The organism is Pseudolabrys sp. FHR47, from assembly GCF_005153485.1.
Lineage (GTDB): Bacteria > Pseudomonadota > Alphaproteobacteria > Rhizobiales > Xanthobacteraceae > Pseudolabrys.
The window spans coordinates 1,626,015-1,648,784 of the sequence record NZ_CP039740.1; the positions used below are offsets into that span (position 1 = coordinate 1,626,015).

A 22,770-nucleotide genomic window follows, 5' to 3' on the forward strand; every position below is an offset into this window, starting at 1 on the left:
AGGCGCTTTGATAACCGCCTGCGTGCATTTTCAGACCCTAGCAACCAGCGGGACCATGAAAGTCTTTCTTTCCCATTCCTCGAAAGACAAAGGCTTCGTCGAGGCCGTTGCCAGCCTACTCAAGCCCGGCACCTTTGAGCTGGATTCTCTTACCTTCGATAAAGGTGCCTTGAATGCGCAGGTGATCATTGAGGCCTTGCGGCGTAGTGATCTGTTCTGCCTTTTTCTTTCGAACGCCTCTGCGGCGTCAGGGTATGTGAATTTTGAAACGCTAATCGGGACAGAGTTGATCGCGAGCGGCAAGATCAGTCAATTCCTCACCGTTTGTCTTGAGGAAGAGGCCTTCGAGAAGGCTAGCGCCAATGTGAAACTTTGGAATGTGGTTCGCCGCGTTGCCAATGAGGACGGTGCCGCGCGTCTCATTCAAGGTCACTTGGTTGCGGCAGCGGAAAAAGCGCGGCTAAGCGGCCACCCGTTCGTTGGTCGACAAGACGAAATCGCAGAATTGGAGGCGCATGCGACTAATCACCTTCGCCCCAATGCGAAAGCCGTTTTTGTCTCAGGAAATTTCGGTGTGGGTCGACGCTCCCTGGCTGCCGAATTTTACGGTCGGCAATTTAGACACGTCGGAAAGCTATTTCCCACGATACAACTCGATCCATTTGCCGGTTTGGAGGAACTTTTCCGACGAGTACTCAGCGCGTTACGGCCTTCTATGCCCGTACGCGAAGCGACGACGCGATTCCACGCATTCGCGGCTGCTAGTGAGGTTGAGAAGACACGCCAAATCGCTGACCTTATCAACTCGCTCGTCCCGTCGAGCGAGGCGGCCGTAATTATTGATCGCGGCGGCATGCTGACCGATTCTGGATCGTTCGCTCCCGAATTCGATAAAGTGATTTCTATGCTCACGGATCGACCACATCCTCCCGCTATTCTGATAGCGCCCAGAATGGTGCCACGCCGCGTTCGGCGAGCTGCGGATGATGTAATTTATCTAGGTCTAAAGTCACTGAAACGAGACGATACGGTTCGGCTTTTGGGTGGTTTGCTAAAGGCAAAAGGCTTAGTCCCGAACGAAGCTTCATTTAATGCCCTTGTGTCTCTGACCGACTCGCATCCCTTCAATGTGTATCGAATGGTTGAAGAAATTGAAGAGAGAGGAGTTGCCGCCTTTCTTGCCGATCCGACCGAATTCATTGAATGGAAACACAGGCAGTCATCCGAGTACATCAGCCGTATTGATTTCAAGGAAGGCGAACGAAATGTTCTAGCGGTACTTAAGCAGCTCCCTGAATTGGACTTTAGTGCCATAGTCGACGCGCTTCATGCTGATCCGCAAGCGGTCAGCTCAAATCTCAGCCATCTCAGCCACCTGCACATTGTCGAAGCAAACGGTGATAGTTTCTCACTGTCGCCGCCTCTGCAAATTGCTATTGAGCGCGACAAACGCCTCAGGCTTCCAAAAGAGTTGCAAGCGTTAGTTATGAAGCGGTTGGCAGAGTCGCTTTCTATTCGCCTCGATGAAGGCACAGCGCCGATCTCACTTGTTGACTCGGCGGTGCTTGCAACGTTGGAGAGTGGCGGAGCGCCATCAGAGATTGCGGCTGCCCTTATGCTGCCAAGCCACCAAGTATGGTTGGCGAAGCGGCACTACGATCAGAAGCACTGGCGCGAGTGTATCCGTTTTGCGACCGAAGCACTTCGGGGGGGCAGGCGTCTGTCGGATGTGGGCTTTGTCGGGGCAAGCCGCTATCTTTGCTTGTCGGCTTCCCGTCTGGGCGACGACCAAACTTTCAATAACGGTATTAGCCAGTTGGAAGCTAAGGCGAACACAGAATGGGGTGGCAGCAATCTCGCCTTTCTTAAGGGATTCAATCTTCGCTTCAAAGGTCAGCTCGCCGAAGCGGAGAAAAGTTTCCGGCGTGCCTACGAACTTTCACCCGGAAATCTTCACGCGGCCAGAGAGCTGGCCGAGGTTTGCCTTGCGAGGGGCAATTTGCCCGATGCAGAGCACTTTGCTCGTGAGGCCTACAGCCACGCTCCGACGAATCCGTATCATCTCGATACATTGATTTCTGTGCTTATTAGAAAGCACGGTCGACAATCGAAAGACCTGGCCGAGCTTGATGACTTGTTCGAAGTTCTAAGGCGAGTGGGCGATGAGGGCGGCCACTCGTTTTATACAACGAGGCGCGCGGAGTTTGAACACTTGTGGGGATCGAATAAGAAGGCAGTTGCGCTAATTGATGAAGCCGTGAAGAAGACAGACAGGATTTTTGAGCCTCGCCGCTTACAGGCGCTGATCTATTTGAAAGAGGGCAACAAAACCAAGGCGAAAGAAGCCATCTCTATTATGAGGGAGATGGTGACTTCACAGAACCCTGACGAGCGACGGTCGAACTTTCGCGCTTACTTAGAGACCTTGGCGCAGTATCATATCGAAGCCGGAGAATATCTTGCAGCGAAGGAAATCTACTCAGACACAAACTCATTCACGGATGCAGAGAGACAAGCAGGTATTCGGAACATTGAGATTGCAGAGAGCTTCGCCAAGGAGCGCGGTGGAAGGCATTAAACTTAGTACTGAGGTGAGGGAGTGGAAAGCCGACAGTCGCCCCTCTCCCGGCGCGCTTTCGGGCGCCACCCTCTCCCCTAGGGGAGAGGGGAAGGGCGATCAGGGCCGGTGCTGAGGTACACAGCAGGCTCTCGAAAGCCGTCGTCGCTCTCACGCCTGCTTCTTGAGCTCTTCGACTTCTTCCGGATGTCTTTCCAGAACACGCAGCAGGTTGCTCATCGGCTTGCTGACCGTCACCGTCGCCTGCTCGTATTTCTGAAAGGCGTTGGGGCCGCCGCCGAGAATGGCGCCGGCCTCCCGCTGCGTCAGGCCGATCTTCTTGCGGATGCGCTTGATGTCCTGCGGCTTCAACAGGTTCTCGACCTGAAGGCGCAGCTCCTTGAGCGCTTCGTCCGAGACCTTCATGTCGTCCGCCGTGAACAGGCTCTGCCCGGACTCGTCGCAATACCAGCCCGGCATGTCGATGGTCGCGGATTGCCCCTTGTAGGAAATTTCCATCGGCCGCGTGTCGCGAACCATGGGCTTTCCGGTCTCGGGGCAAACGGGCGGTTTCGGCATTCTATTTCTCCTTGAAGGACAGGAGCGTGAATTCGATCAGCGACGCATTGTCGGTGAACTTGACATAGAGAACGGCGCCGTCATGCGGCACGTGATAGACATCCTGCCAGACGCTCTCGTCGTAATGCGACGTCATGGACTTGTAGAACTGGCCGGGCTTCATCGTCTGGATGACGGCGACGATGTCCCGTGAGCCGTAACCCAGGGCGGCGGCGTCCCGCGCGGCGACCTTCGTGAACAGGCCTTGTCCTTGCGCGAAGGCCCGCTGGATGGACGCCAGATCGTGATGCGCGGTCCGCTTCTCCGTCATCAAAATACACCATAATGGTGGATACGCAAGATGCCGAGCATAAATTGTAATGCTGCCGGGCAAAATTATAAGTTGTCTGAGGGAATTGGGAGTGCCGCGAAAGAGCGGACCATAGTCCTTGACAGCGTGACGCTGCTAGGCTAGTTTTCCTGCAGTCTGGCGGCCTGCGCCCGGTGCGAGCTTTCGCTCCCCGGCCGGCCGCCTTTGTTTTTCAAGCCATCACTATCCCCACCACCGAACGGAGAGCCTGTCATGACAAGGGCCGGCCGCGCGCGCCTGCTTGCCAATGGCAAGAGGCGAAAGGTGCGCCTCAAGCGGCGTTCGCCATCGCCGATGATCTTTACCGACGAATTGCTGGCCGATATCCGGCGGCGTTTTGAACAGACGCCGGAAATCCTCAGCACCATGGCGTTCGATCTGGGTGTTGCCCGCACCACGCTAGCCGAGATGGCGAAGCAGAAAGGTTGGGTCCGCTATCGTCCGCAGCCGCGCGGCATCATACCGGCGGCGCAGCTCGCCGCACGGGCGGCGGCGTTGCCGAAGGCCGCGACGCGCGCCGATCCGGCACCGGCGCCGTCCGGGACCACCGCTCTCGTCGTTCCGCCGTCGCAACTTCCCGAAGCCGTCCACGATCTGCCGCCGGACGATCCGGCGCTGGTTGAGTGGCTGCGACGCGAACTGCTCGCGCAGATCGGCATCGTCAAAAGCCTGCGTGAACAGGAGCGGGCAGAGCCGATCACCGAAGAGCGCGCCTTGCTCATGGCGCGCATGCTGGTGTCGCTGACGGAAGCAATGCTCAAACTCAATCGCGTCACGGCGGCTGCGACACCGCAGCCCGACGGGGCCGATGACTTGCCGGAGAATATCGATGAATTCCGTAACGAACTTGCGCGGCGCATTAGAGCTTTCGTCGCGAGCCGGACTGGAACTGGCGATGCAGGTGGAAATGACGCCGCTGCGGCAATGGACGCGGCTGGCGGATGACTTCATCGTTATGGCCCACACGCATCAGGAGCCGCCGCGTCACGCCAACAATGGCGGGCCGTGGACCACATGGCTGATGCTGGGCGGGCGCGGCGCCGGCAAGACGCGGTTAGGGGCTGAGTGGGTGCGGGCGCAGGTGTTCGGCGCCAAGCCCTACGCCGAGCAGCGCGCGTTCAACATCGCGCTCGTCGGCGAGACCGCGCATGACGCGCGCGAGGTGATGGTCGAGGGGCCGTCCGGCATCCTGCGTCATTGTCCGCGCAGTGAGCGCCCGCAATGGACCTCGACGCGGCGCAGGCTCGAATGGCCGAACGGCGCGGTGGCGACAACATTCTCGGCCGACGATCCCGAACAACTGCGCGGCCCGCAATTCGACGCCGCCTGGTGCGACGAACTCGCCAAATGGCGCGCGCCGGATGAGACCTTCGACAATCTGCAATTCGGCCTGCGGCTGGGTGAGCGGCCGCGCCAGCTCGTCACCACGACGCCGAAGCCGATCCCGCTGATCAAGCGCCTCGTCGCCGATCCGCGCACCGCGGTGACGCGCGCCTCGACGCACGCCAATGCCGCGCATCTGTCGCCGGATTTCATCGAGGCGGTGATCGGCCGCTATGCCGGCACGCGGCTGGGGCGGCAGGAGATCGACGGCGAGATCATCGAGGACCGCGCCGATGCGCTGTGGTCGCGCGCGGTGATCGGGGCGGCGCGCGTTGAAGCGGCGCCGGCTTTGCAGCGCGTGGTGGTGGGCATCGATCCGCCGGCGTCATCGCGCCAAGGCGCGGATGCCTGCGGCATTGTCGCCGCCGGCATGGCCGAGGGCGGCATGGTCTATGTGCTGGAGGACGCGACCGTGCAGGGCCTCGCCCCGGATGGCTGGGCGATGCGGGCGGTGGCCTTGTATAGGCGGCTCGAGGCCGACGCGATCGTCGCCGAGGTCAACCAGGGCGGCGACATGGTGAAGGCGGTGCTCAAGCAGATCGACCGCAACGTGCCGGTGAAGGAGGTGCATGCGACGCGCGGCAAGTATCTGCGCGCCGAGCCGATCGCGGCGATGTATGCGCAAGGCAAGGTGAAGCATGTCGGCGCGGGCTTCGCCGAGTTGGAAGACCAGATGTGCGACTTCGGTGTGGGGGGCCTGTCGGGCGGCGGCAGCCCGGACCGGCTCGACGCGCTGGTGTGGGCGGTGACGGAGTTGACGCGGAGAGGGGAGTGGGTGGGGCCGAGGATCAGGAGTCTCTATGACGGGCCGGTGGGGCCGAAGTGGACTTTGAGCAGGAGGTGGTGAAGGGGGACAGGGCGCAATAGCGAAGCGCATTTCGTCGCGGGTAACCGAGTTGGCATGCTGGGCATCGCTATCCGTTCACGGGCTGGACGCAAAGCACTCACAAAGCATCGAATGCCTTCGCAACAGATTTTCTTGTGCACTTGGGATGTATTCAACTATAAATAGAAATATAAGTGGTGGGGGAGGGTACAGGTGAAACTGCAACTAGTAGGTTTGTTTTGCATTCTTGCCTTGTCCGGCTGTGCGCAGCAGCAAAAAACGTGGCAGAAGCCGGGAGCGGGCGTCGATGAATTCAATCAGACTCGATATGCCTGCTTACAACAGGTTCAGCAGCCATATTCAGCCGCTTATGTAGGTCGCTACGGGGGCTCGGCATCTGGCGGGATGACAACCAACGCCGGACTCTACAATGCCTGCATGGAAGCTAAAGGGTGGGCGTTGATCGACAACGTGATCGCCGATTCTCCTTCTTACGCTGCAGCCATAAAAGACATAAATGAAGATGCGCGGGCAGTGTGTAGAAATCCGGATTTTTATGCCTATTATTCGTGGGCTCCGTGTCAGGTACGAGAAACAACGGCCGAACAATTGGCTGATCGTTCAAGAGTTACATCGGCCGAAAAACCTGTCTTGGCCAAGGTGCAAGCGGAGCTGGCAGCTATCAACGCCAGACTTGTGGCAGCGCACCGTCAGTACAATGAAAAACAAGGAAACGCCTTGGCCACCAACATAGAACGATCGTTGCTCACAGCCGATAAGATTCGTCGAGAATATCTCGAAGGACGAATAACGCGGGGTGAATACAACAAGCGTCGCCGAGACCTCGCCATTGAAAGTGATTCCGAAGCGATGCGTATCGTCAGAGGCATCTAAAGTTATGGTGCTGGATCGAAGCGTTTTGTGGGGTCGGCCAATGTTCACGTTGAAATCAACCGAGGGTCCCGCATTTGCGTTTTATGGAGTAGTAGCAAACGAATCCGTGGCGGCTGCAAGGCATGTCATTGAAAGCCTTTTTCCCGACAATGTCTTTCCCCCTCTGCGAAGTGACCCGGTGCAGGTGGTTCGAGAGGATTCTGAAGTCAGTCCAACGCCGATGCATGTAGTTGGCGCTCCGTTTGAGTTGATTCTACTGAATTGCGGAGTGAACAGGCCGTGGCAATTCTCCTACCAATTCGGTCATGAGTTGACGCACCTCGCAGCGCGAAGTGACTTGCGATTTGGAAAGAGCGGTCGCCATTCGTGGATTGAAGAAGCTCTTTGCGGGGCTGGGTCGATATATGCGTTGCGGCGCATGGCAAAAGAGGGAGGGGAGGCCCTTGAGGCCGGGGCTCAAAATTATCTGCTCAACCCGGGTTTAGACTATTCGTCTGTTGGTGTTACACCAGAGTGGTTCGCCACAAATTCTGCCTCTATATTTGTATCTTCGGGCGAAACTTCTCTCACTGCTAAAATTGCGGCTGCCATCTTAGATGCGTGCCCCGATGGAAGTTTTATATTTGACAATCGAATGCTTATCGAGGTGCCGCTCAATCCTGACCTCGATCAGTATCTAGCAGCTTGGGAAAAACTTGTTCCGGCTGGGAAAGTCCCAACTTTGCTTCGAAGTCTTGCGTTGCCTTAGATTATTAATTGTTGGGTGTCGCTAAGATTGTTTGGTGCAACAAACAAAAACCCCGGGCGATAAGCCCGGGGTTTTGTTTTTAAGTGCTGGATCCCCGCCTGCGCGGGGATGACCGGAGAAGTGACTTGCTCGGCGCGCTCCCTCTCCCCTTGGGGGAGAGGGTTGGGGTGAGGGGGCAAGTGAGCCCGATGGTTTGTAACCCCTCACCCGGATCGCTTCGCGATCCGACCTCTCCCTATGGGAGAGGTGAAGTAAGCAAGCTCACTTCTTAAACGCCACGATCTTCTGCTTCTGCTCGCCGAGGCCGTCGATGCCGAGGGTGACGACGTCGCCCGCTTTCAGGAACTGCGGGGTCGGCTTCATGCCGAGGCCGACGCCCGGCGGCGTGCCGGTGATGATGATGTCGCCCGGGTTGAGCACGAACATCTGCGAGCAGTACCAGACGATGAACTCGCAATCGAACACCATGGTCTTGGTGTTGCCGCGGCATCAATTTGCCACGAAGAATATGAGCTCATGCCTTGCTGGCGCGAACGATCCGACCTTCGAGCTTGGTCGCCGCCGCCACGGTGTTCGAGACAGTGCCGAACTTCCGCACATTGGTGTGCATCAACTCGAGCCGGCGATCGTCCTCATCAGTGTCGACGATCAGCTCGTAGCTGATCGACGCCATGAAGGGCGGCGAGTCCTGCCGCACGCCATGCAGGCGAACCTGTACGCCTCGATACGTGAAATGATTCATCGGTGCGATGCGCTCGATGCCCTTGATCATGCAGGCGGCGATGGCCGCGAGCAATAACTCGGCCGGATTGAAAGCGTCCGCGCGGCCGTTGACGTCGGTGTCGAGAATGATCTCGGCGTCTTTACAGTGGGCCGCGCTGCCGTGCGCATCGATACGCTTTGCGACGACGTCGTATTCGAGCATGGTGGTTCTCCGAGTCCGGCCGCGCCGGTCGCTTTTTTCCTTCTATCGGAAGTCTAACGCTTGCGCCGGGTGGCCCCTTGAGATGAGTCAATATTCCGGCGTCTGCTCCGCTTGCAAAAACCCCGGGCTCGTCGCCCGGGGTTTTTTGCTTTTTTTGACTGGGTCCCCGCTTACGCGGGGATGACCGGAGAAGTGACTTGCTCGGCGCGCTCCCTCTCCCCATAGGCGAGCGGACGCTCGCCGTTCGGCGAGCTATGGGGGAGAGGGTTGGGGTGAGGGGGCAAGTGAGCCCGATGGTTTGTAACCCCTCACCCGGATCGCTTCGCGATCCGACCTCTCCCTATGGGAGAGGTGAAGTAAGCAAGCTTACTTCTTAAACGCGACGATCTTCTGCTTCTGCTCGCCGAGGCCGTCGATGCCGAGGGTGACGACGTCGCCCGCTTTCAGGAACTGCGGGGTCGGCTTCATGCCGAGGCCCACGCCCGGCGGCGTGCCGGTGATGATGATGTCGCCCGGATTGAGCACGAACATCTGCGAGCAGTACCAGACGATGAACTCGCAATCGAACACCATGGTCTTGGTGTTGCCGCGCTGGCGCGGCTCGCCGTTGACGTCGAGCCACATGTTGAGGTTCTGCGGGTTCTTCATCTCGTCCTTGGTGACGAACCACGGGCCGATCGGCCCGAAGGTCTCGCAGCTCTTGCCCTTGCCCCACTGGCCACCGGAGCGCTCGATCTGGAAATTGCGCTCGGAGACGTCGTTGGCGAGGAAGTAGCCGGCGATGGCGTCCTTCGCCTTGGCCTTGTCAAGATAGCGCGCGCGCTTGCCGATCACGATGCCGAGTTCGATTTCCCAGTCGAGCTTCAGCGATTCCTTCGGCACGATGGTGTCGTCATTCGGGCCGCAGATCGACGAGGTGTGCTTCCAGAAAATCACAGGCTCTTTCGGCACGGGCAGGCCCGCTTCGGCGGCGTGGTCGGAATAGTTGAGGCCGATGGCGACGAAGTTCTTCACATTGCCGACGCACGCGCCGAGGCGCGGCTTGCCGGAGACCGGCTTCATGCGCTTGAGATTGAGCTTCTTGATCTTGGCGAGACCGCCCGCGGCGATCATGTCGCCGTCGATGTCTTTTACGACGCGCGACAGGTCGCGGATCTTGCCGTCCTCCGCGATGATGCCGGGCTTTTCGCGGCCGGGTGCGCCGTAGCGGACGAGCTTCATACTTAGGTCTCCCTTGATCAGTTTGTCGTTATTGCCGTTTGGCGAAAGAGGGGCGGGACTATGCGATGGCGCAAGGCGCGGGGCAAGGGGAGGCAGACGGGGAGGTGCGCGCGGCCGACTTGCGCCCGCAGGGTCAGCGCTTGAGCCGCGCCCGCGCGGCGCGGATGACGTCCGGCACGGCCTCGTCATTGTTGGGCGCCATGATGTGCACGCCGGCGACCTGAGGATTGGCGGCGAGCGCCGCGATCAGGTCCACGGCGATGGCGCGCCCTTCCGCGGCCGGATCGGCGGCGGCCTCGAGGCGGGCGACGGTCGCGTCCGGGATGATGGTGCCGAACAATTTCTCGCGCATCCAGCGCGCCGACTTGGCCGAGCGCAAAGGCGCGATACCGATGATGAGCTTGAGGTCCGCAGACCCTTCGCCAACAAGCCCGTGCTCGGCGAGCCGCGCCGTGTAGCGGGCGACGACGTCAGGGTCCATGCAGAACTGGGTCTGCGCGAATTGCGCGCCGGCTTCAACCTTGCCGGTGAGGCCCTTCGGCTCCCAGCCGGGCGGCGGATCGATCGGCGCATCGGCGGCGCCGAGGAAGAAGGCGGCGGTGCCGGCGACCTTGCGGCCGCTCGGCAGTTCGTTCGTGTCGCGCAGCTTGCGCGCGGTTTCCAGAAGGCCGCGAGCGTCGAGGTCGAACACCGGCTTGGCGTCGGGCTGGTCGCCGGCGGACGGATCGTCGCCGCGCAGGATGAGGAGATTGCGAATGCCGAGCGCGGCGGCGGCCATCAGGTCGCCCTGCAGCGCGATGCGGTTGCGGTCGCGGCAGGTGAGCTGGAGGATCGGCTCGATGCCTTCCTGGATCAGGATCGCGGCGGCGGCCAGCGCGCCCATGTGGGAGCGGGCGCCGGCGCCGTCGGTGACATTGACCGCGTCGGCGAGACCCTTGAGCGGCGCCGCCTTGGCAACGAGATCGGCGCGATCGAACGACACCGGCGGCGTGATCTCGGCGGTGATGACGAAGCGCCCGTGGCTGAGTTTTTGCTGCAAGGTTTCCATGCGGTTTTGCCTCTCGCAGAATTGCGCAAAGCTTGCAAGTATGCCCGCCGAACAACGCCGGGACACTGACATGTCATTGCTGCAATCCGTCGATGAGGCGGTATCCACTATTGCCGACGGCGCGCTGCTGATCGTGCCGCGCGAAGTCTGCGGCGTGCCGATGGCGGCGACGCGGGCGCTGATCCGGCGCGGTATCAAGAACCTGCATCTCGTCGCGCTGCCGACCTCGTCGATGCAGGCCGATATGCTGATCGGGGCGGGCTGCGTCGCGACCTTGGAAACCAGCGCCGTCAGCCTCGGCGAACTCGGGCCGGCGCCGCGCTTCACCGCCGCGGTTTTGTCGGGCGCGATCAAGATGAAGGACGCTACCTGTCCGGCGCTGCACGCCGCCTTGCAGGCGGCGGAGAAGGGCGTGCCCTTCATGCCGCTGCGCGGGCTCATCGGCTCGGACGTGCTGAAATATCGCGACGACTGGAAGGTGATCGATTCACCGTTCGGTAATTCCGATCCGATCGTGCTGCTGCCGGCGATCAACCCGGACGTCGCGCTGTTCCACGCGCCGCTCGCCGACGAACACGGCAATGTCTGGATCGGCCGCCAGCGCGAGCTCGTGACCATGGCGCATGCGTCGAAGCGCACCATCGTCACCGTCGAGAAGATCGAGAACCGCAATCTGCTCGACGATCCCTTGTATGCCGCCGGCACCTTGCCCGGCTTCTATGTCGATGCCATAGCCGTCGCCGAGAATGGCGCCTGGCCGCTGCCGCTGCCGGACCGCTACCGCGCCGATGTCGAGCATCTCAAGCTGTACGCAAAGATGGCGGCGAGCGAGGAGGGGTTTGGGGAGTATGTCGCGAAGTATGTGCATGAGAATGTCGCGGTGTGATCTTTCTGTCGTCCCCGCGAAGGCGGGGACCCATAGCCACCGAATTTTCGTGAGCACAGGGATTATGGGTCCCCGCCTTCGCGGGGACGACGAGTAGACATCATGACCTTCCTCCCCGAAGAACTCCTCGCCGATCAGATCGCTAACACCATCGGCGATGTGCGCCATGTCGCCGTCGGCAATGCTTCGCCGATCCCGGCGACGGCCGCGCTTTTGGCGCGCGAGCGCGGCAAGCTCACGGGCACGAACCGGCCTTATGTGTCGCTGCTCGGCAGTTCGCAGCACACCTTCTGGACTGATGGCGGCCGCGAACTGTTCGACTGCGCCGGGCAGGGCCGCATCGACGTGTTCTTTCTCTCGGGGGGGCAGATCGACGGCGAAGGCAACATCAATCTCGTCGAGATCGGCGATCACGCGCATCCCAAGGTGCGCTTTCCCGGCTCCTATGGATCGGCGCATCTCTATTACATCGTGCCCAAGGTGATCCTGTTCCGCACCGAGCATTCGCGCCGCACTCTGGTGCCGAAGGTGGATTTCATCAGCGCGGCGGGCCACAGCGAGCCGAATGTCTATCGCACCGGTGGCCCGGTTGCGCTCATCACCAACCGCTGCCTGTTCTCCTTCGCCAATGGCCGGTTTACGCTCAAGAGCGTGCATCCGGGGCATACGGTGGAGGAGGTGATCGAGCACACCGGCTTCGACTTCGACCGCCCGGCGGTTGTGCCGGAGACGCCGGCGCCGACGCCGGAAACGTTGGCGCTGATGCGCGAGAAGGTGGCGCCGCAACTCGAAGCGCTCTATCCGCAGTTCGTGGAGCAGGTTTTCGGCGCCGGTCATCGCGGAAACAACAATGCCGAGCGATGACGATCTGCTGCGGCAAGCCATAGGGTCGTTCCAGGCCGGCCAACTGGAGAATGCCGAACGGCAGTTCAGGGACCTGCTGGCGCAGAGCCCGCAACATCTGGCCGGGCTCAATCTGCTCGGCATGGTGCTGACCGGCGCCGGAAAGTTCGAGGACGCCGAACGCACCATCAAGGCGGCCATCGCCGTCAACGCCAATTCGGACGCCACGCACCACAATCTCGGCATGGTTCTTCAAGCGCTCGCGCGTCCGGGGGAAGCCGTCGCATGTTTCGACCGCGCCATTGCCATCAATCCGAATGCCGCGGATAGCTGGAACCAGCGTGGCAAGGCGCTCCACACGCTGCGCCGTCTCGACGATGCGTTGCAGTCGTTCAACCGCGCGGCCGGGTTGAAGCCTGACTTGGTCGAGGCATGGCTCGGGCTCGGCAGCATCCTGTCGCTGGCGAAAGACAGCGAGAAGGCGCTTGTTGCCTATGACAAGGCGCTGGCGCTGAACCCGAAGCTGCCGGAAGCGTGGCTCGGCCGCGCGCTGTCGTTGGCGCAACTCAAGCGCAAGGACGAAGCCATTGCCGCCTATCGCGATGCGTTGCGACATGGCGTGGATCAGGGGCAGGTCGCGCTGCATCTGGCGGCGCTCGGCGCCGCACCGCCGCCAACAGCTACTCCGGCAGCGAGTGTGGTCGCGGCCTTCGACCAATATGCCGAGACCTTCGACCGTAATCTTGTCGAGGACCTGAAATACGCCATTCCGGTGGCGATCGCCGATGCGCTGAAACGCCATGGTGCGACGGGCGACCTCGATATCCTCGATCTCGGCTGCGGCACGGGCTTGGTCGGCGAGCAGATCGTGTCGCTCAGGCGCCAGATGATCGGTGTCGATCTGTCGCCGAAGATGCTGGAGAAGGCGAGGGCGCGTGGCATCTATGATGAACTCGTGTGCGGCGAACTGGTGGCGTTTCTCGACGGCCAGGAGACGAGCTGCGATGTCGTCGTTGCCGCCGACGTGTTCATCTATATTGGCGACCTCGAGGCTGTGTTCGAACGCGTGCGCCGCGCGCTCAGAAAGAATGGCCTGTTCTTATTCTCGGTCGAGGTCTCTGAGGATGCCAACGTCGCATACCGCGAGACGTTTCACTTTGCGCATTCCGCCGCCTATATCCGTGGGCTGGCGCAGGCGAGCGGCTTCTCCGTCGAAGAACTGGAGCCGGTTGTGATCCGGCAGGAGGCCGCCGCGCGGGTCAATGGCTACCTTGCGGTGCTGCGGGCCGGCTGAGCGATAGCCAGGTGCCCGGCTGCCAGGCCGCGCAACAGGGTTGTCATCGAAGCGTCGGCCAGCAGTCATGCAGCTATTCATATTTGAATTGCCTGCCGAAGCTCTGGCGCTGAGGGGTGCGTCGCACTAAAAAATAGCCATGTCCGACTCGACCCTGCCCGCCGACACTTTCAGCCCCCTGCGCAACGCGATTTCCTGGCTTGCCTGGCCTGGGCTGCTGACGATCTCGATCGCTATCATGGCCTATGGCTTCACGGTGGAGATGCCGGCGCTGTTCTTCAACATCGCCTATCTGCTGCTGGCGTTGTGCCTTTATGGTCTCGAACAGTGGATGCCGCACGAGCGGGTGTGGAACGAGAATGACGGGCAGACCTTCGCCAACATCGCCCATACGCTGACCAGCAAGGGCGTGGTGCAGGCCGCGGTGGTGTTCTCGACTGTTATCGGCATTTCAAGTTACGTCACGCCGGCGGCCGAACCGGGCTACAGCATCTGGCCGCGCAGCTGGCCGATGTGGACGCAGGTCATCCTCGCCATCGCTGCCGCCGAGTTCGGTCTCTACTGGGGCCATCGCATAGCGCACGAGTGGCCGTGGCTGTGGCGCTTCCATGCCGTGCATCACAGCGTGACGCGGCTCTGGATCGTCAACACCGGACGTTTTCACTTCGTCGACAGCTTCAAGAGCATCGGGCTTGGCATGGCGATCTTGCTCGCGCTCGGCGCGCCGATGGAAGTGCTGATCTGGCTCTCGGCGATCACCGCCTTCGTCGGCATGCTGACCCACTGCAATGTCGACATGAAGTTCGGACCGCTGTCGTGGTGGTTCAACACGCCGGAGCTGCACCGCTGGCATCACAGCAAGGATCTGCGCGAAGGCAACAAGAACTACTCCGAGAACATCATGCTCTGGGATCATGTCTTCGGCACGTTTTATAACGCGCGGGACTACCGGCCACCGGTCGATATCGGTATCCAGGAAGAGATGCCGGCGGGCTTCCTGCAGCAACTGGCGTGGCCGTTCAGGCGCCGTCCCTAGCCGAGCAGTCTTGTGCGCTGCACAAGCGCGTTCCCGTTATAAAACATTGCGGTACGCAATGTTGCCCTCGGGTCCCCCCCGGTGCCGGGTTCCAGTTTTTGCGTACACTCTGTGACGTGAATGCCACAGCGGGGAGATTTGTGGCAAAAACTCGCCTGTAAGTGGGCTTTCGTTCCGTCGGCCGCATTGCCAGCCCACCGGACTCTCGGCACCATCATGCCTACGAAAGCGCCACAGAATTAAGGCGCAGCACTGGGGGACGGGAATGATCAAAGTAAAAGGTGGGATGAAGTCGCTGCTGCTCGGCTGCTCGAGCGTCGCGCTGGTTTTGACGGCGACGGTTGCGGCCCATGCCGGCGGTTTCGCGTTACGCGAGCAGAGCGCCTATGGGCAGGGCGCGTCGTTCGCCGGCATTGCCGCCGGCGGTGCGCTGTCGTCGATGTACTGGAACGCGGCGACGATGACGCAGTTCAGTGGCAAGAACGTCGAACTTGGCCTGTCGGGCATCATGCCCAATGCGTCGCACAGCTACTCGAGGTCGTCGCTGGCAGCATTCAGCACGCCGGGCGATTCAGGCCTGGATGCGCTGGTGCCCAACTCGTACGGATCGATCCAACTCAACAAGAACGTCTGGCTCGGCTTGGCGGTCAACGCGCCGTTCGGCCTTGGCGTGCACTTTCCGCAGGTCAACGCCGCGTCGAGTGGCAGCGGCAACAGCGCCGAAGTCAAGACCTACAATTTCAATCCGTCGATCGCTTACAAGTTCAACGACATGATCAGCGTCGCATTGGGTTTCCAGGCGCAGTACATCAAGGCGTCTTATGATGCCTTCCTCGGTACGCAGCCGCGCATCGGCACGCTCAACGGCGCCGACTGGGGCTTCGGCTGGACCGCGGGCGTCACGATCACGCCGATGCCGCGCACGACGATCGGTATCGGCTATCGCTCGGCGATCGATCACACCCTCAGCGGTACCTGGGACGTGCCGGCCGCGGTCGCGCCGGCGACGCAGCCGGGCTCGGTCAATCTTGGTCTCAAGCTGCCGGATACGGTTACGGTTGGTCTGCGCCATGGCCTCACCGATCGTCTGACCTTGCTCGCCGGCTTTGAGTGGGCCAACTGGAGCCGCATCGGTACCTCGCGCCTGCTGCAGCCGAACGGCAATGCGGTGACGTTGAGCGGCGCCGCGGTGACGTTCCCGTTCCAGTATCAGGACGGTTACTATTATTCGCTCGGCGGCGAATATGTGATCAATCCGGCCTGGACGGTGCGTGCTGGCATTGGTTACGAGAAGAGCCCGATCACGGACGCGGTGCGCACCACCCGTATCCCGGACGCCGACCGCATGTGGTACTCGGTCGGCGCCAGTTACAAGCCGGCCTTCATCAAGGGCGTCACGCTTGACCTCGGCTACTCCTTCATCGACGTGAAGAGCGCCACGGTGTGTATGGGCCCGACCGCTGCCGGTGGCTGCCCGAGCAACCCGTGGTCGTCGGCGACGCTCGCCTATAACGGCTCGGTGAAATCCTACATCAACATCATCTCGGTCGCGTTGCGCTACCAGTTCGGCGCCGACCCGGCGCCGGTGAAGCAGGTCTATCTGAAGTAACGAACACGCTTCACGGTTCTCGACATGAAAAGGCCGGCGGTGACGCCGGCCTTTTTTTTGAAGTGCGAGCTTGAAGACCTTCAAAACGCAGTCGGGATGGTGCCGCCGTCGATCAGGAGGTTCTGCCCGGTGATGTAACCGGCCTGCGCCGAGCACAGGAAGGCGCAGGCGGCGCCGAATTCTTCCGGCGTGCCGAAGCGCTTGGCCGGAATGGTCGCCTTGCGCGCGGCGGCCGCTTCATCGACCGACTTGCCGGTGCGTGCGGCCGCGCCCGACAGGATGCCCTTGAGGCGGTCGGTGTCGAAGGCGCCGGGCTGAATCGAATTGATGGTGACGTTCTTGTCGGCGACGGTGCGGGCAACGCCGGCGAAGAAGGCGGTGAGGCCGGCACGGGCGCCCGATGATAGATCGAGGCCGGGGAGCGGCGCTTTCACCGAACTCGAGGTGATGTTGACGATGCGGCCGAAACGGCGCTCCGCCATCTTGTCGATGACCTTCTGCGTCAGCTCGATGGCCACCACCATGTTGGCGATGACGCCGTCGATGATCATGTCGCGCGACAATTCGCGGAAATCGCGCGGCGGCGGGCCGCCATTGTTGTTGACCAGAATGTCGGGTTCGGCACAGGCAGCGAACAGGGCCTTCTGGCCTTCTGCCGTTGCAACGTCGGCGACGACGGCGTGCGTTTTGGCGCCGGTCGCCTTGGCGATCTCGGCGGCGGTGGCCTCCACCGTTTTGGCGTCGCGGCCATTGATGACGACTTCGACGCCCGCTTCGGCGAGGGCGAAGGCGCAGGCCTTGCCGAGCCCGCGGCTCGACGCACAGACGATGGCCTTGCGGCCGGCGATACCAAGATCCATGGGATTTTCCTCGACTTGAAGCAGGGGCTACACTGATAGGATACCGTCAGAGAGGGTCAAGGCCGAAGCCACACAAGGATTTTCCCCTCCCCCTTGTGGGGAGGGGCTAGGGGTGGGGGTCGGAGATGGCGAGCCGCCAGAATGGTGACGACCGTATTTGGGCGGTTGTTGATCGGACAAAATCGCCGCCTCAGCGCGAGTTTGCGCGCCACATGCGGGCTGATCCGACGGACGCAGAGCGAAAGCTGTGGTGGCACTTGCGCCACCGCATCGAACTTCGAGCTACCCATTTTCGGCGCCAGGTTCGTATCGGACCTTACATCGCGGACTTTGCGAGCCACCGGTTGAAGCTGATTATTGAACTCGACGGCAGCCAGCATGCCAATCGCAATAGCGATGTTGTGAGAACACAGCGGCTCGAGGCGGACGGTTATCGCGTGCTGCGGTTTTGGAACAACGATGTGCTGACAAATATCGATGGCGTGTTGGAGGTCATCGTCAGCGCCGTATCGCTACTACCCCCACCCCCGACCCCTCCCCACAAGGGGGAGGGGAGAAGAAGGCGTTAACGCCCTGCGACGTCCTGTCGCCTGACTGTCGCACAGCCTTGCTACCTCCCCGAAATCGACCGGGACCATTCGATTCGAGGGGGCTTGATATGCTGCGCGATCCCGCCAAAGACGTGATGGAAAAGGCCTACGCCAAGTGGGCGCCGGTTTACGACGTGCTGTGCGGACCGGTGTTTCTCAATGGCCGGCGCGCCGCGGCCAAAGCCGCGCATGACGTGGGCGGCCGTATCCTGGAGATCGGGGTTGGCACCGGGCTTTCCTTCGACGATTACGATACGACGACCGAGATCACCGGCATCGACATTTCCGAACCGATGATTGCGCGGGCGCGTGAGCGCGTGGCGAGCGGCCGCTATCCGTTCGTCAAGGAACTGCGCGTGATGGATGCGAGCGCGCTCGATTTCCCGGACGGGTCCTTCGACTGCGTGGTCGGCCAGTTCGTCATTACGCTCGTCGACAATCCGGAGAAGGTGCTGTCGGAATGCGCGCGGGTGCTGCGCCCCGGCGGGCAGATCATCCTGGTCAATCACCTTTACTCGGAGAAGGGCATCGCCGCCGCGGTCGAGCGGCTGCTGGCGCAGCACGCCCGCAAGCTCGGCCTGCGCCCCGAATTCCCGTTCCAGCGGCTGGCCGACTGGGCGCGCAGCCATGGCGGCGCCGAACTCATCGAGCGGCGCAAGGTCAAGCCGTTCGGTGTTTATACTTTGGTGCGTTTTCGGAGAGCCGAAAGGCAAAGCGCGGCGGCGTAATCTTCCTTGACCCTCCCCCTCCAGGGGAGGGTGAAGAGGAAGGCGCTGTCACATCCCTGTCATGGACTTCTGCTAATGGGCCGAGACATGAAGCACAACCGACGTAAGGAGACGCCGTGACGGAACCCGCCACGCGGCGCTTTCGTGCGCTTTTCATCTCCGATATCCATCTCGGCACTCGCGGCTGCCAGGCCGACAAACTGCTCGATTTCCTGCGCCACCACGAAGCCGATACCATCTATCTCGTTGGCGACATCGTCGACGGCTGGGCGTTGCGCTCGTCCTGGTACTGGCCGCAGCAGCATAACGACGTGGTGCAGAAGCTGCTCCGCCAGTCGCGCAAGGGCGTGCGGCTGATCTACATCCCCGGCAACCACGACGAATTCCTGCGCGACTACTACGGCACGCATTTCGGCGGCATCGAGGTGGTCGAGAACACGATCCATGAAGCCGCCGACGGCAAGCGCTATCTCGTCGTCCATGGCGACATGTTCGATCTCGTCGTGACGCAGGCGCGCTGGCTGGCGCTGCTCGGCGACAAGGCCTACGACTTTGCCATCAAGGCCAACCGCGTCTTCAACGCCATGCGGCGCATCTTCGGCGCGCCGTACTGGTCGCTGTCAAAGTGGGCCAAGATGAAGGTGAAGAACGCCGTCAATTATATCGGCGCCTTCGAGAAGGCGCTGGCGACCGAGGCGCAGCATCACAAGGTCGACGGGGTCATCTGCGGCCACATCCACACCGCGGCGCTGCACGACGATTTCGGCCTGCGCTACATCAATTGCGGCGACTGGGTCGAGAGCTGCACGGCGGTGGCCGAGAACCAGGACGGCACGTTCGAGATCATCACCTGGATCCACGACGGCCGCGTCAAGGCCCCGGCGCAACTGCCGGCGCGGGCGCAGGCGGCTTGATGAAAATTCTCATCGTCACCGACGCCTGGCACCCGCAGGTCAATGGCGTCGTGCGCACGCTCGGCCAAGTCGCGCGCGAAGCGGCCGGCTTCGGCGTCACCGTCGAATTCCTGACGCCGGCGGAATTTCGCACGCTGCCGATGCCGAGCTATCCGGAAATCCGGCTGGCGCTGGCGAGTGCCGGCGCGATCGAGCGGCGCCTCGACATCATCCAGCCGAATGCCATTCACATCGCGACCGAAGGGCCGCTCGGCCATGCCATGCGCCGGGTCTGCTTCCGCCGCGGTCTGCCGTTCACCACGAGCTTCCACACCCGCTTTCCCGATTATGTCGCCGAGCGCGTGACCTTGGCGCCGAAATGGTCCGGCGATCTGACCTGGGCGTGGCTGCGCCGCTTTCATGCTCAGAGCGCCGCGCTGCTCGCGGCGACGCCGACTTTGGTCGGGGAACTCGAAGGCCGCGGTTTCAAGAACGTGAAGTTGTGGCAGCGCGGCGTCGATGGCCGTGTGTTTCATCCCGAACGCAAGCGCATCCTCGATCTGCCGCGCCCGATCTTTCTCACCGTCGGCCGCGTCGCGGTCGAGAAAAACCTCGAGGAATTCCTCAAGCTCGATCTGCCGGGCACCAAGGTCGTGGTCGGCGACGGTCCGGCGCGGGATCATCTGGCGAAGAAATATCCCGACGCGGTTTTCCTCGGCGCCAAGCATGGCGAGGAACTTGCCGATATCTATGCCTCGGCCGACGTTTTCGTGTTTCCGAGCCTGACCGATACTTACGGCCTGGTGCTGCTGGAGGCGCTGGCTTCGGGCGTACCGGTGGCCGCGTTCCCGGCCGATGCACCGCGCGACGTGATTGGCAGCGCGCCGGTCGGTTGCCTCGACGCCGATCTCAGGCGCGCCTGTCTCGGCGCCCTGGATCTCGATAAGTCGGCCTGTCGGTCGTTCGCCGAGGGCCTGACCTGGGAGGCCACGGCACGCACTTTCGTCACGCACGTCACCGAAGCGACGCAAAAGCCGCGAAGGCGACGCGATCGCGACCGGATGGCGGCATAACGCAACGGTTCCGTCGCAATTCACACCCCAAAGGCGCGCTTGCCCGGTCACCGGCCCGGGCGTAGCCTTTCGCCATGGGCCTCATCGACCAGAAACTGCTCCCGACCGCCGCCGACGTCGAAAGCGCGGTGGCGCGCCTCAAGGGCGTCGCGGTGCGCACGCCGCTGATCAATGCGCCGGTGCTCGACGAACGCCTCGGCGCACGCGTCTTCCTCAAGGCGGAAATCCTGCAGCGCACCGGCTCCTTCAAATTTCGCGGCGCCTATAACCGCGTGTCGCAGATCCCGGCCGACAAGCGTGGTGCCGGCGTCGTCGCTTATTCCTCAGGCAATCACGCGCAGGGCGTCGCCGCCGCGGCCAAATTGCTCGACATGCGCGCCACCATCGTCATGCCGAACGATGCGCCGAAGGCCAAGATCGAACGCACGCGCGGTCACGGTGCCGAAGTGGTGTTGTACGATCGGGCCGGCGGCGAAGACCGCGCGCTGATCGCCGAGCGTCTCGTCAAGGAGCGCGGCGCGACTTTGGTGCCGCCTTACGACGATCCGATGATCATCGCCGGGCAGGGCACCATCGGCGTCGAGATCGTCGAGGACCTCGACAAGCTCGGGCTCAAGCCGGAGATCGTCGTGGTCGGCGCATCGGGCGGCGGGCTCGCCGCCGGCGTATCGCTCGGTATCAAGTCGCGCGCGGCCTCGGCGCGGTTGTTCACCGCGGAGCCGGAAGGCTTCGACGATACCTTGCGCTCCTTCGTACTCGGCGAGCGCGTCGCCAACGAGAAGGTCACCGGCTCGATCTGCGACGCGCTGATGAGCAACACGCCGGGCGAATGGACCTTCCCGATCAACAAGGAGCTGATCGGGCAGGGCATTGCTGCCAGCGACGAGGAAGTCGCCGCCGCCGTGCGCTACGCCTTCATGGAACTGAAGCTGGTGGTCGAGCCGGGCGGCGCTATCGGTCTTGCCTCATTGCTCGCCGGCAAGCTCGACAATGTCGTCGACATTCGCGGCAAGACTGTCGTCGCCATCCTGTCGGGCGGCAATGTCGACGTCGAGATGTTCGCCAAGCTGATCGCGGGGTGATCAGCTCGTGTCATGCCCCGCGAAAGCGGGGCATCCAGTAATCTCTTGTAGACTTGCAAGTACTTGATCGCCCGCTTTCGGGGGCGATGACGATGCGCGCTGCTTACGTAAACAACGCGATGCGCTCTTCTTCGCTGAGCGCCATCAGCGGCGCCAGCGGGTCCGGCACTTCGGCGTGACCCTTGACGGCCTGGACGGGCGTTGCGGCCTGCTCCATCTGCTCCATCAGGGCATTAATGGTACTCATCGTCGCTGCGGGCGATGCCATAGCCGCGCTCGCATCAGATGTCGCGAGATCGACCCTGGCCATTTCGGTCATGGTCACCTTGGCGACGACCGTCTCGGTGACCGTCATATCCGGCATCGCGGCCTGTGGAACAGCATTGTCCTGTACTGCTTCGACAACTGTCGTTGCCTCAGGCGCATGGGTTTCCACCAGCGCGCCGATGCTCATTTCCGGTTCGGCCATCGCCACGGCCGGAGGGTCGAGCCAGAGCTCGTAGGTTTCGATTTCGATCTTGGCTTCCGACTTGGTTTCCGACCTGGCTTCAGGCGCGGCTTCGGCTACCTGTGATGGCGCGTCGGGCGCGTCGATATCCGGCACTGGTTGCGTAATTGGCGGCGTTGAGACAGCCGGCGGCGTCAGCGTGGTCCAGCTTTCCTCCGGCGCGGAGCGCGTCGGCATCGGCCGTCCGTTCGGATTTGACCGGTAGTCGAATTCGACGATCGGGATGACGGTCGCCGTTTTGCGCTTGGCCTGGGCCGGCATGAACGCCTGCGGCGCGCTGGCAACCGGCGGTTCGATGTGGAGCGGGACCGGTACCAGCGCCATCAACGGCGCGGCGGCGGTCGGATGCGGGATCGGCAGTTCAGGCTGTTCCTGCACCGGTACGGCGGACAAGGTCTCGCCTTCGCGCGCTGCCGCGGGCAGCACAAGCGCTTCTATACGGGCCTGGGTGAAATCGATGAGCGCGGCCAAAGTCGCCGCCTTGATGGCGGTCGGCGTGTTCTCGGTTTGCGGACGCGCGCTGCGCAAGGTGTCGAGCAGCGCCCGCAGGTCCTGCCGGATACGGTCGGCCTCGGGCGAATGCGCGCGCGCGGTGGCCTCGAGCCGTTCCAGCGCCGTCAGCACGACCTGGGTATCGGCCTGGCGATTGCGGCGGGCGAACTCCTCGAGAAACGCGCGGCCGCGGGCGGTCGCGCTCAAGGCCTCGCAGAACGACTGATAGTCGCTCTCGGCAACCTGCTCGGCCGGCATCTCCTGCCGTCTGCTGACGCTTTCCCCAACCATCGACGACGCCTGTTTTGCTTCGTGGCCATAGGCAATTTCGGTTCCCGCGTTTATC

Annotated in this window: 22 protein-coding genes and 1 pseudogene; 15 read left to right on the plus strand and 8 right to left on the minus strand. The window is 62.0% G+C overall.

Annotated features, from left to right (window positions below; translation table 11 throughout):
• Nucleotides 1-55 precede the first annotated feature (55 nt).
• A complete protein-coding gene (locus E8Q40_RS07990; RefSeq protein ID WP_137043881.1) occupies nucleotides 56-2,578 on the plus strand; it encodes a toll/interleukin-1 receptor domain-containing protein in 2,523 nt (840 codons plus the stop codon).
• Nucleotides 2,579-2,728: 150 nt separating this feature from the next.
• Here E8Q40_RS07990 and E8Q40_RS07995 read toward each other — a convergent pair whose 3' ends face one another.
• A complete protein-coding gene (locus E8Q40_RS07995; RefSeq protein WP_137043882.1) occupies nucleotides 2,729-3,136 on the minus strand; it encodes a type II toxin-antitoxin system MqsA family antitoxin in 408 nt (135 codons plus the stop codon).
• 1 nt (nucleotide 3,137) lies between these two features.
• Nucleotides 3,138-3,446, minus strand: a complete 309-nt coding sequence (locus E8Q40_RS08000; protein ID WP_137043883.1) for a type II toxin-antitoxin system MqsR family toxin — start codon at nucleotides 3,444-3,446, stop codon at nucleotides 3,138-3,140.
• Between the two features lie 252 nt (nucleotides 3,447-3,698).
• On the opposite strand from E8Q40_RS08000, the gene E8Q40_RS08005 reads away from it, so the two are divergent.
• The 4 genes from E8Q40_RS08005 to E8Q40_RS08020 all read left to right on the plus strand — a co-directional run bounded on the left by E8Q40_RS08005 (nucleotide 3,699) and on the right by E8Q40_RS08020 (nucleotide 7,336).
• Nucleotides 3,699-4,430, plus strand: coding sequence for a hypothetical protein (locus E8Q40_RS08005; RefSeq protein ID WP_137043884.1), 732 nt, complete (start codon nucleotides 3,699-3,701; stop codon nucleotides 4,428-4,430).
• On the plus strand, nucleotides 4,381-5,715 hold the full coding sequence (locus E8Q40_RS08010) for a DNA-packaging protein (protein ID WP_137046634.1): 1,335 nt from the start codon (nucleotides 4,381-4,383) through the stop codon (nucleotides 5,713-5,715). The genes E8Q40_RS08005 and E8Q40_RS08010 overlap by 50 nt, the downstream gene beginning before the upstream one ends.
• Before the next feature lie 192 nt (nucleotides 5,716-5,907).
• On the plus strand, nucleotides 5,908-6,588 hold the full coding sequence (locus E8Q40_RS08015; protein WP_137043885.1) for a hypothetical protein: 681 nt from the start codon (nucleotides 5,908-5,910) through the stop codon (nucleotides 6,586-6,588).
• Nucleotides 6,589-6,628: 40 nt separating this feature from the next.
• Nucleotides 6,629-7,336 (plus strand): hypothetical protein, encoded by a 708-nt coding sequence (locus E8Q40_RS08020; RefSeq protein WP_137043886.1) that lies wholly within the window; start codon nucleotides 6,629-6,631, stop codon nucleotides 7,334-7,336.
• A 261-nt stretch (nucleotides 7,337-7,597) separates the two neighbouring features.
• Here the strand turns inward: E8Q40_RS08020 and E8Q40_RS08025 are convergent.
• The 4 genes and pseudogenes from E8Q40_RS08025 to E8Q40_RS08040 form a co-directional block, all read right to left on the minus strand.
• Nucleotides 7,598-7,819: pseudogene (locus E8Q40_RS08025) on the minus strand (fumarylacetoacetate hydrolase family protein); the annotation flags it as partial.
• 31 nt (nucleotides 7,820-7,850) lie between these two features.
• Nucleotides 7,851-8,261, minus strand: a complete 411-nt coding sequence (locus E8Q40_RS08030; protein ID WP_137043888.1) for an OsmC family protein — start codon at nucleotides 8,259-8,261, stop codon at nucleotides 7,851-7,853.
• A 366-nt stretch (nucleotides 8,262-8,627) separates the two neighbouring features.
• The gene (locus tag E8Q40_RS08035) at nucleotides 8,628-9,482 is read right to left on the minus strand and encodes a fumarylacetoacetate hydrolase family protein (RefSeq protein ID WP_137043889.1); all 855 of its coding nucleotides are present in this window, start codon (nucleotides 9,480-9,482) and stop codon (nucleotides 8,628-8,630) included.
• Between the two features lie 133 nt (nucleotides 9,483-9,615).
• Nucleotides 9,616-10,530: a methylenetetrahydrofolate reductase gene (locus tag E8Q40_RS08040; protein WP_168197769.1), complete on the minus strand. Its 915-nt coding sequence runs from the start codon at nucleotides 10,528-10,530 to the stop codon at nucleotides 9,616-9,618.
• Nucleotides 10,531-10,600: 70 nt separating this feature from the next.
• On the opposite strand from E8Q40_RS08040, the gene E8Q40_RS08045 reads away from it, so the two are divergent.
• From E8Q40_RS08045 to E8Q40_RS08065, 5 genes are all read left to right on the plus strand, one after another.
• Nucleotides 10,601-11,416 (plus strand): CoA transferase subunit A, encoded by an 816-nt coding sequence (locus E8Q40_RS08045; protein ID WP_137043891.1) that lies wholly within the window; start codon nucleotides 10,601-10,603, stop codon nucleotides 11,414-11,416.
• Between the two features lie 102 nt (nucleotides 11,417-11,518).
• Nucleotides 11,519-12,280 (plus strand): CoA-transferase, encoded by a 762-nt coding sequence (locus E8Q40_RS08050; protein ID WP_137043892.1) that lies wholly within the window; start codon nucleotides 11,519-11,521, stop codon nucleotides 12,278-12,280.
• On the plus strand, nucleotides 12,267-13,553 hold the full coding sequence (locus E8Q40_RS08055; protein ID WP_137043893.1) for a tetratricopeptide repeat protein: 1,287 nt from the start codon (nucleotides 12,267-12,269) through the stop codon (nucleotides 13,551-13,553). The genes E8Q40_RS08050 and E8Q40_RS08055 overlap by 14 nt, the downstream gene beginning before the upstream one ends.
• Nucleotides 13,554-13,692: 139 nt before the next feature.
• Nucleotides 13,693-14,589: a sterol desaturase family protein gene (locus E8Q40_RS08060; protein ID WP_137043894.1), complete on the plus strand. Its 897-nt coding sequence runs from the start codon at nucleotides 13,693-13,695 to the stop codon at nucleotides 14,587-14,589.
• Nucleotides 14,590-14,854: 265 nt separating this feature from the next.
• Complete coding sequence (locus E8Q40_RS08065; protein WP_137043895.1) at nucleotides 14,855-16,198, plus strand: OmpP1/FadL family transporter; 1,344 nt, start codon at nucleotides 14,855-14,857, stop codon at nucleotides 16,196-16,198.
• Nucleotides 16,199-16,278: 80 nt separating this feature from the next.
• On the opposite strand, the gene E8Q40_RS08070 is transcribed toward E8Q40_RS08065, so the two are convergent.
• The gene (locus tag E8Q40_RS08070; protein ID WP_137043896.1) at nucleotides 16,279-17,058 is read right to left on the minus strand and encodes an SDR family oxidoreductase; all 780 of its coding nucleotides are present in this window, start codon (nucleotides 17,056-17,058) and stop codon (nucleotides 16,279-16,281) included.
• A gap of 125 nt (nucleotides 17,059-17,183) precedes the next feature.
• On the opposite strand from E8Q40_RS08070, the gene E8Q40_RS08075 reads away from it, so the two are divergent.
• The 5 genes from E8Q40_RS08075 (at nucleotide 17,184) to E8Q40_RS08095 (ending at nucleotide 21,424) form a co-directional block, all read left to right on the plus strand.
• On the plus strand, nucleotides 17,184-17,627 hold the full coding sequence (locus E8Q40_RS08075; protein ID WP_137043897.1) for an endonuclease domain-containing protein: 444 nt from the start codon (nucleotides 17,184-17,186) through the stop codon (nucleotides 17,625-17,627).
• A gap of 89 nt (nucleotides 17,628-17,716) precedes the next feature.
• A complete protein-coding gene (locus E8Q40_RS08080) occupies nucleotides 17,717-18,376 on the plus strand; it encodes a class I SAM-dependent methyltransferase (protein WP_137043898.1) in 660 nt (219 codons plus the stop codon).
• A gap of 116 nt (nucleotides 18,377-18,492) precedes the next feature.
• Nucleotides 18,493-19,290 (plus strand): UDP-2,3-diacylglucosamine diphosphatase, encoded by a 798-nt coding sequence (locus tag E8Q40_RS08085; RefSeq protein ID WP_137043899.1) that lies wholly within the window; start codon nucleotides 18,493-18,495, stop codon nucleotides 19,288-19,290.
• The gene (locus E8Q40_RS08090) at nucleotides 19,290-20,342 is read left to right on the plus strand and encodes a glycosyltransferase family 1 protein (RefSeq protein ID WP_137043900.1); all 1,053 of its coding nucleotides are present in this window, start codon (nucleotides 19,290-19,292) and stop codon (nucleotides 20,340-20,342) included. Before E8Q40_RS08085 ends, E8Q40_RS08090 begins: the two co-directional genes overlap by 1 nt.
• Nucleotides 20,343-20,416: 74 nt before the next feature.
• The gene (locus E8Q40_RS08095) at nucleotides 20,417-21,424 is read left to right on the plus strand and encodes a threonine/serine dehydratase (protein WP_205995727.1); all 1,008 of its coding nucleotides are present in this window, start codon (nucleotides 20,417-20,419) and stop codon (nucleotides 21,422-21,424) included.
• 103 nt (nucleotides 21,425-21,527) lie between these two features.
• Here E8Q40_RS08095 and E8Q40_RS08100 read toward each other — a convergent pair whose 3' ends face one another.
• A complete protein-coding gene (locus tag E8Q40_RS08100; protein WP_168197770.1) occupies nucleotides 21,528-22,715 on the minus strand; it encodes a hypothetical protein in 1,188 nt (395 codons plus the stop codon).
• Nucleotides 22,716-22,770: the final 55 nt, after the last annotated feature.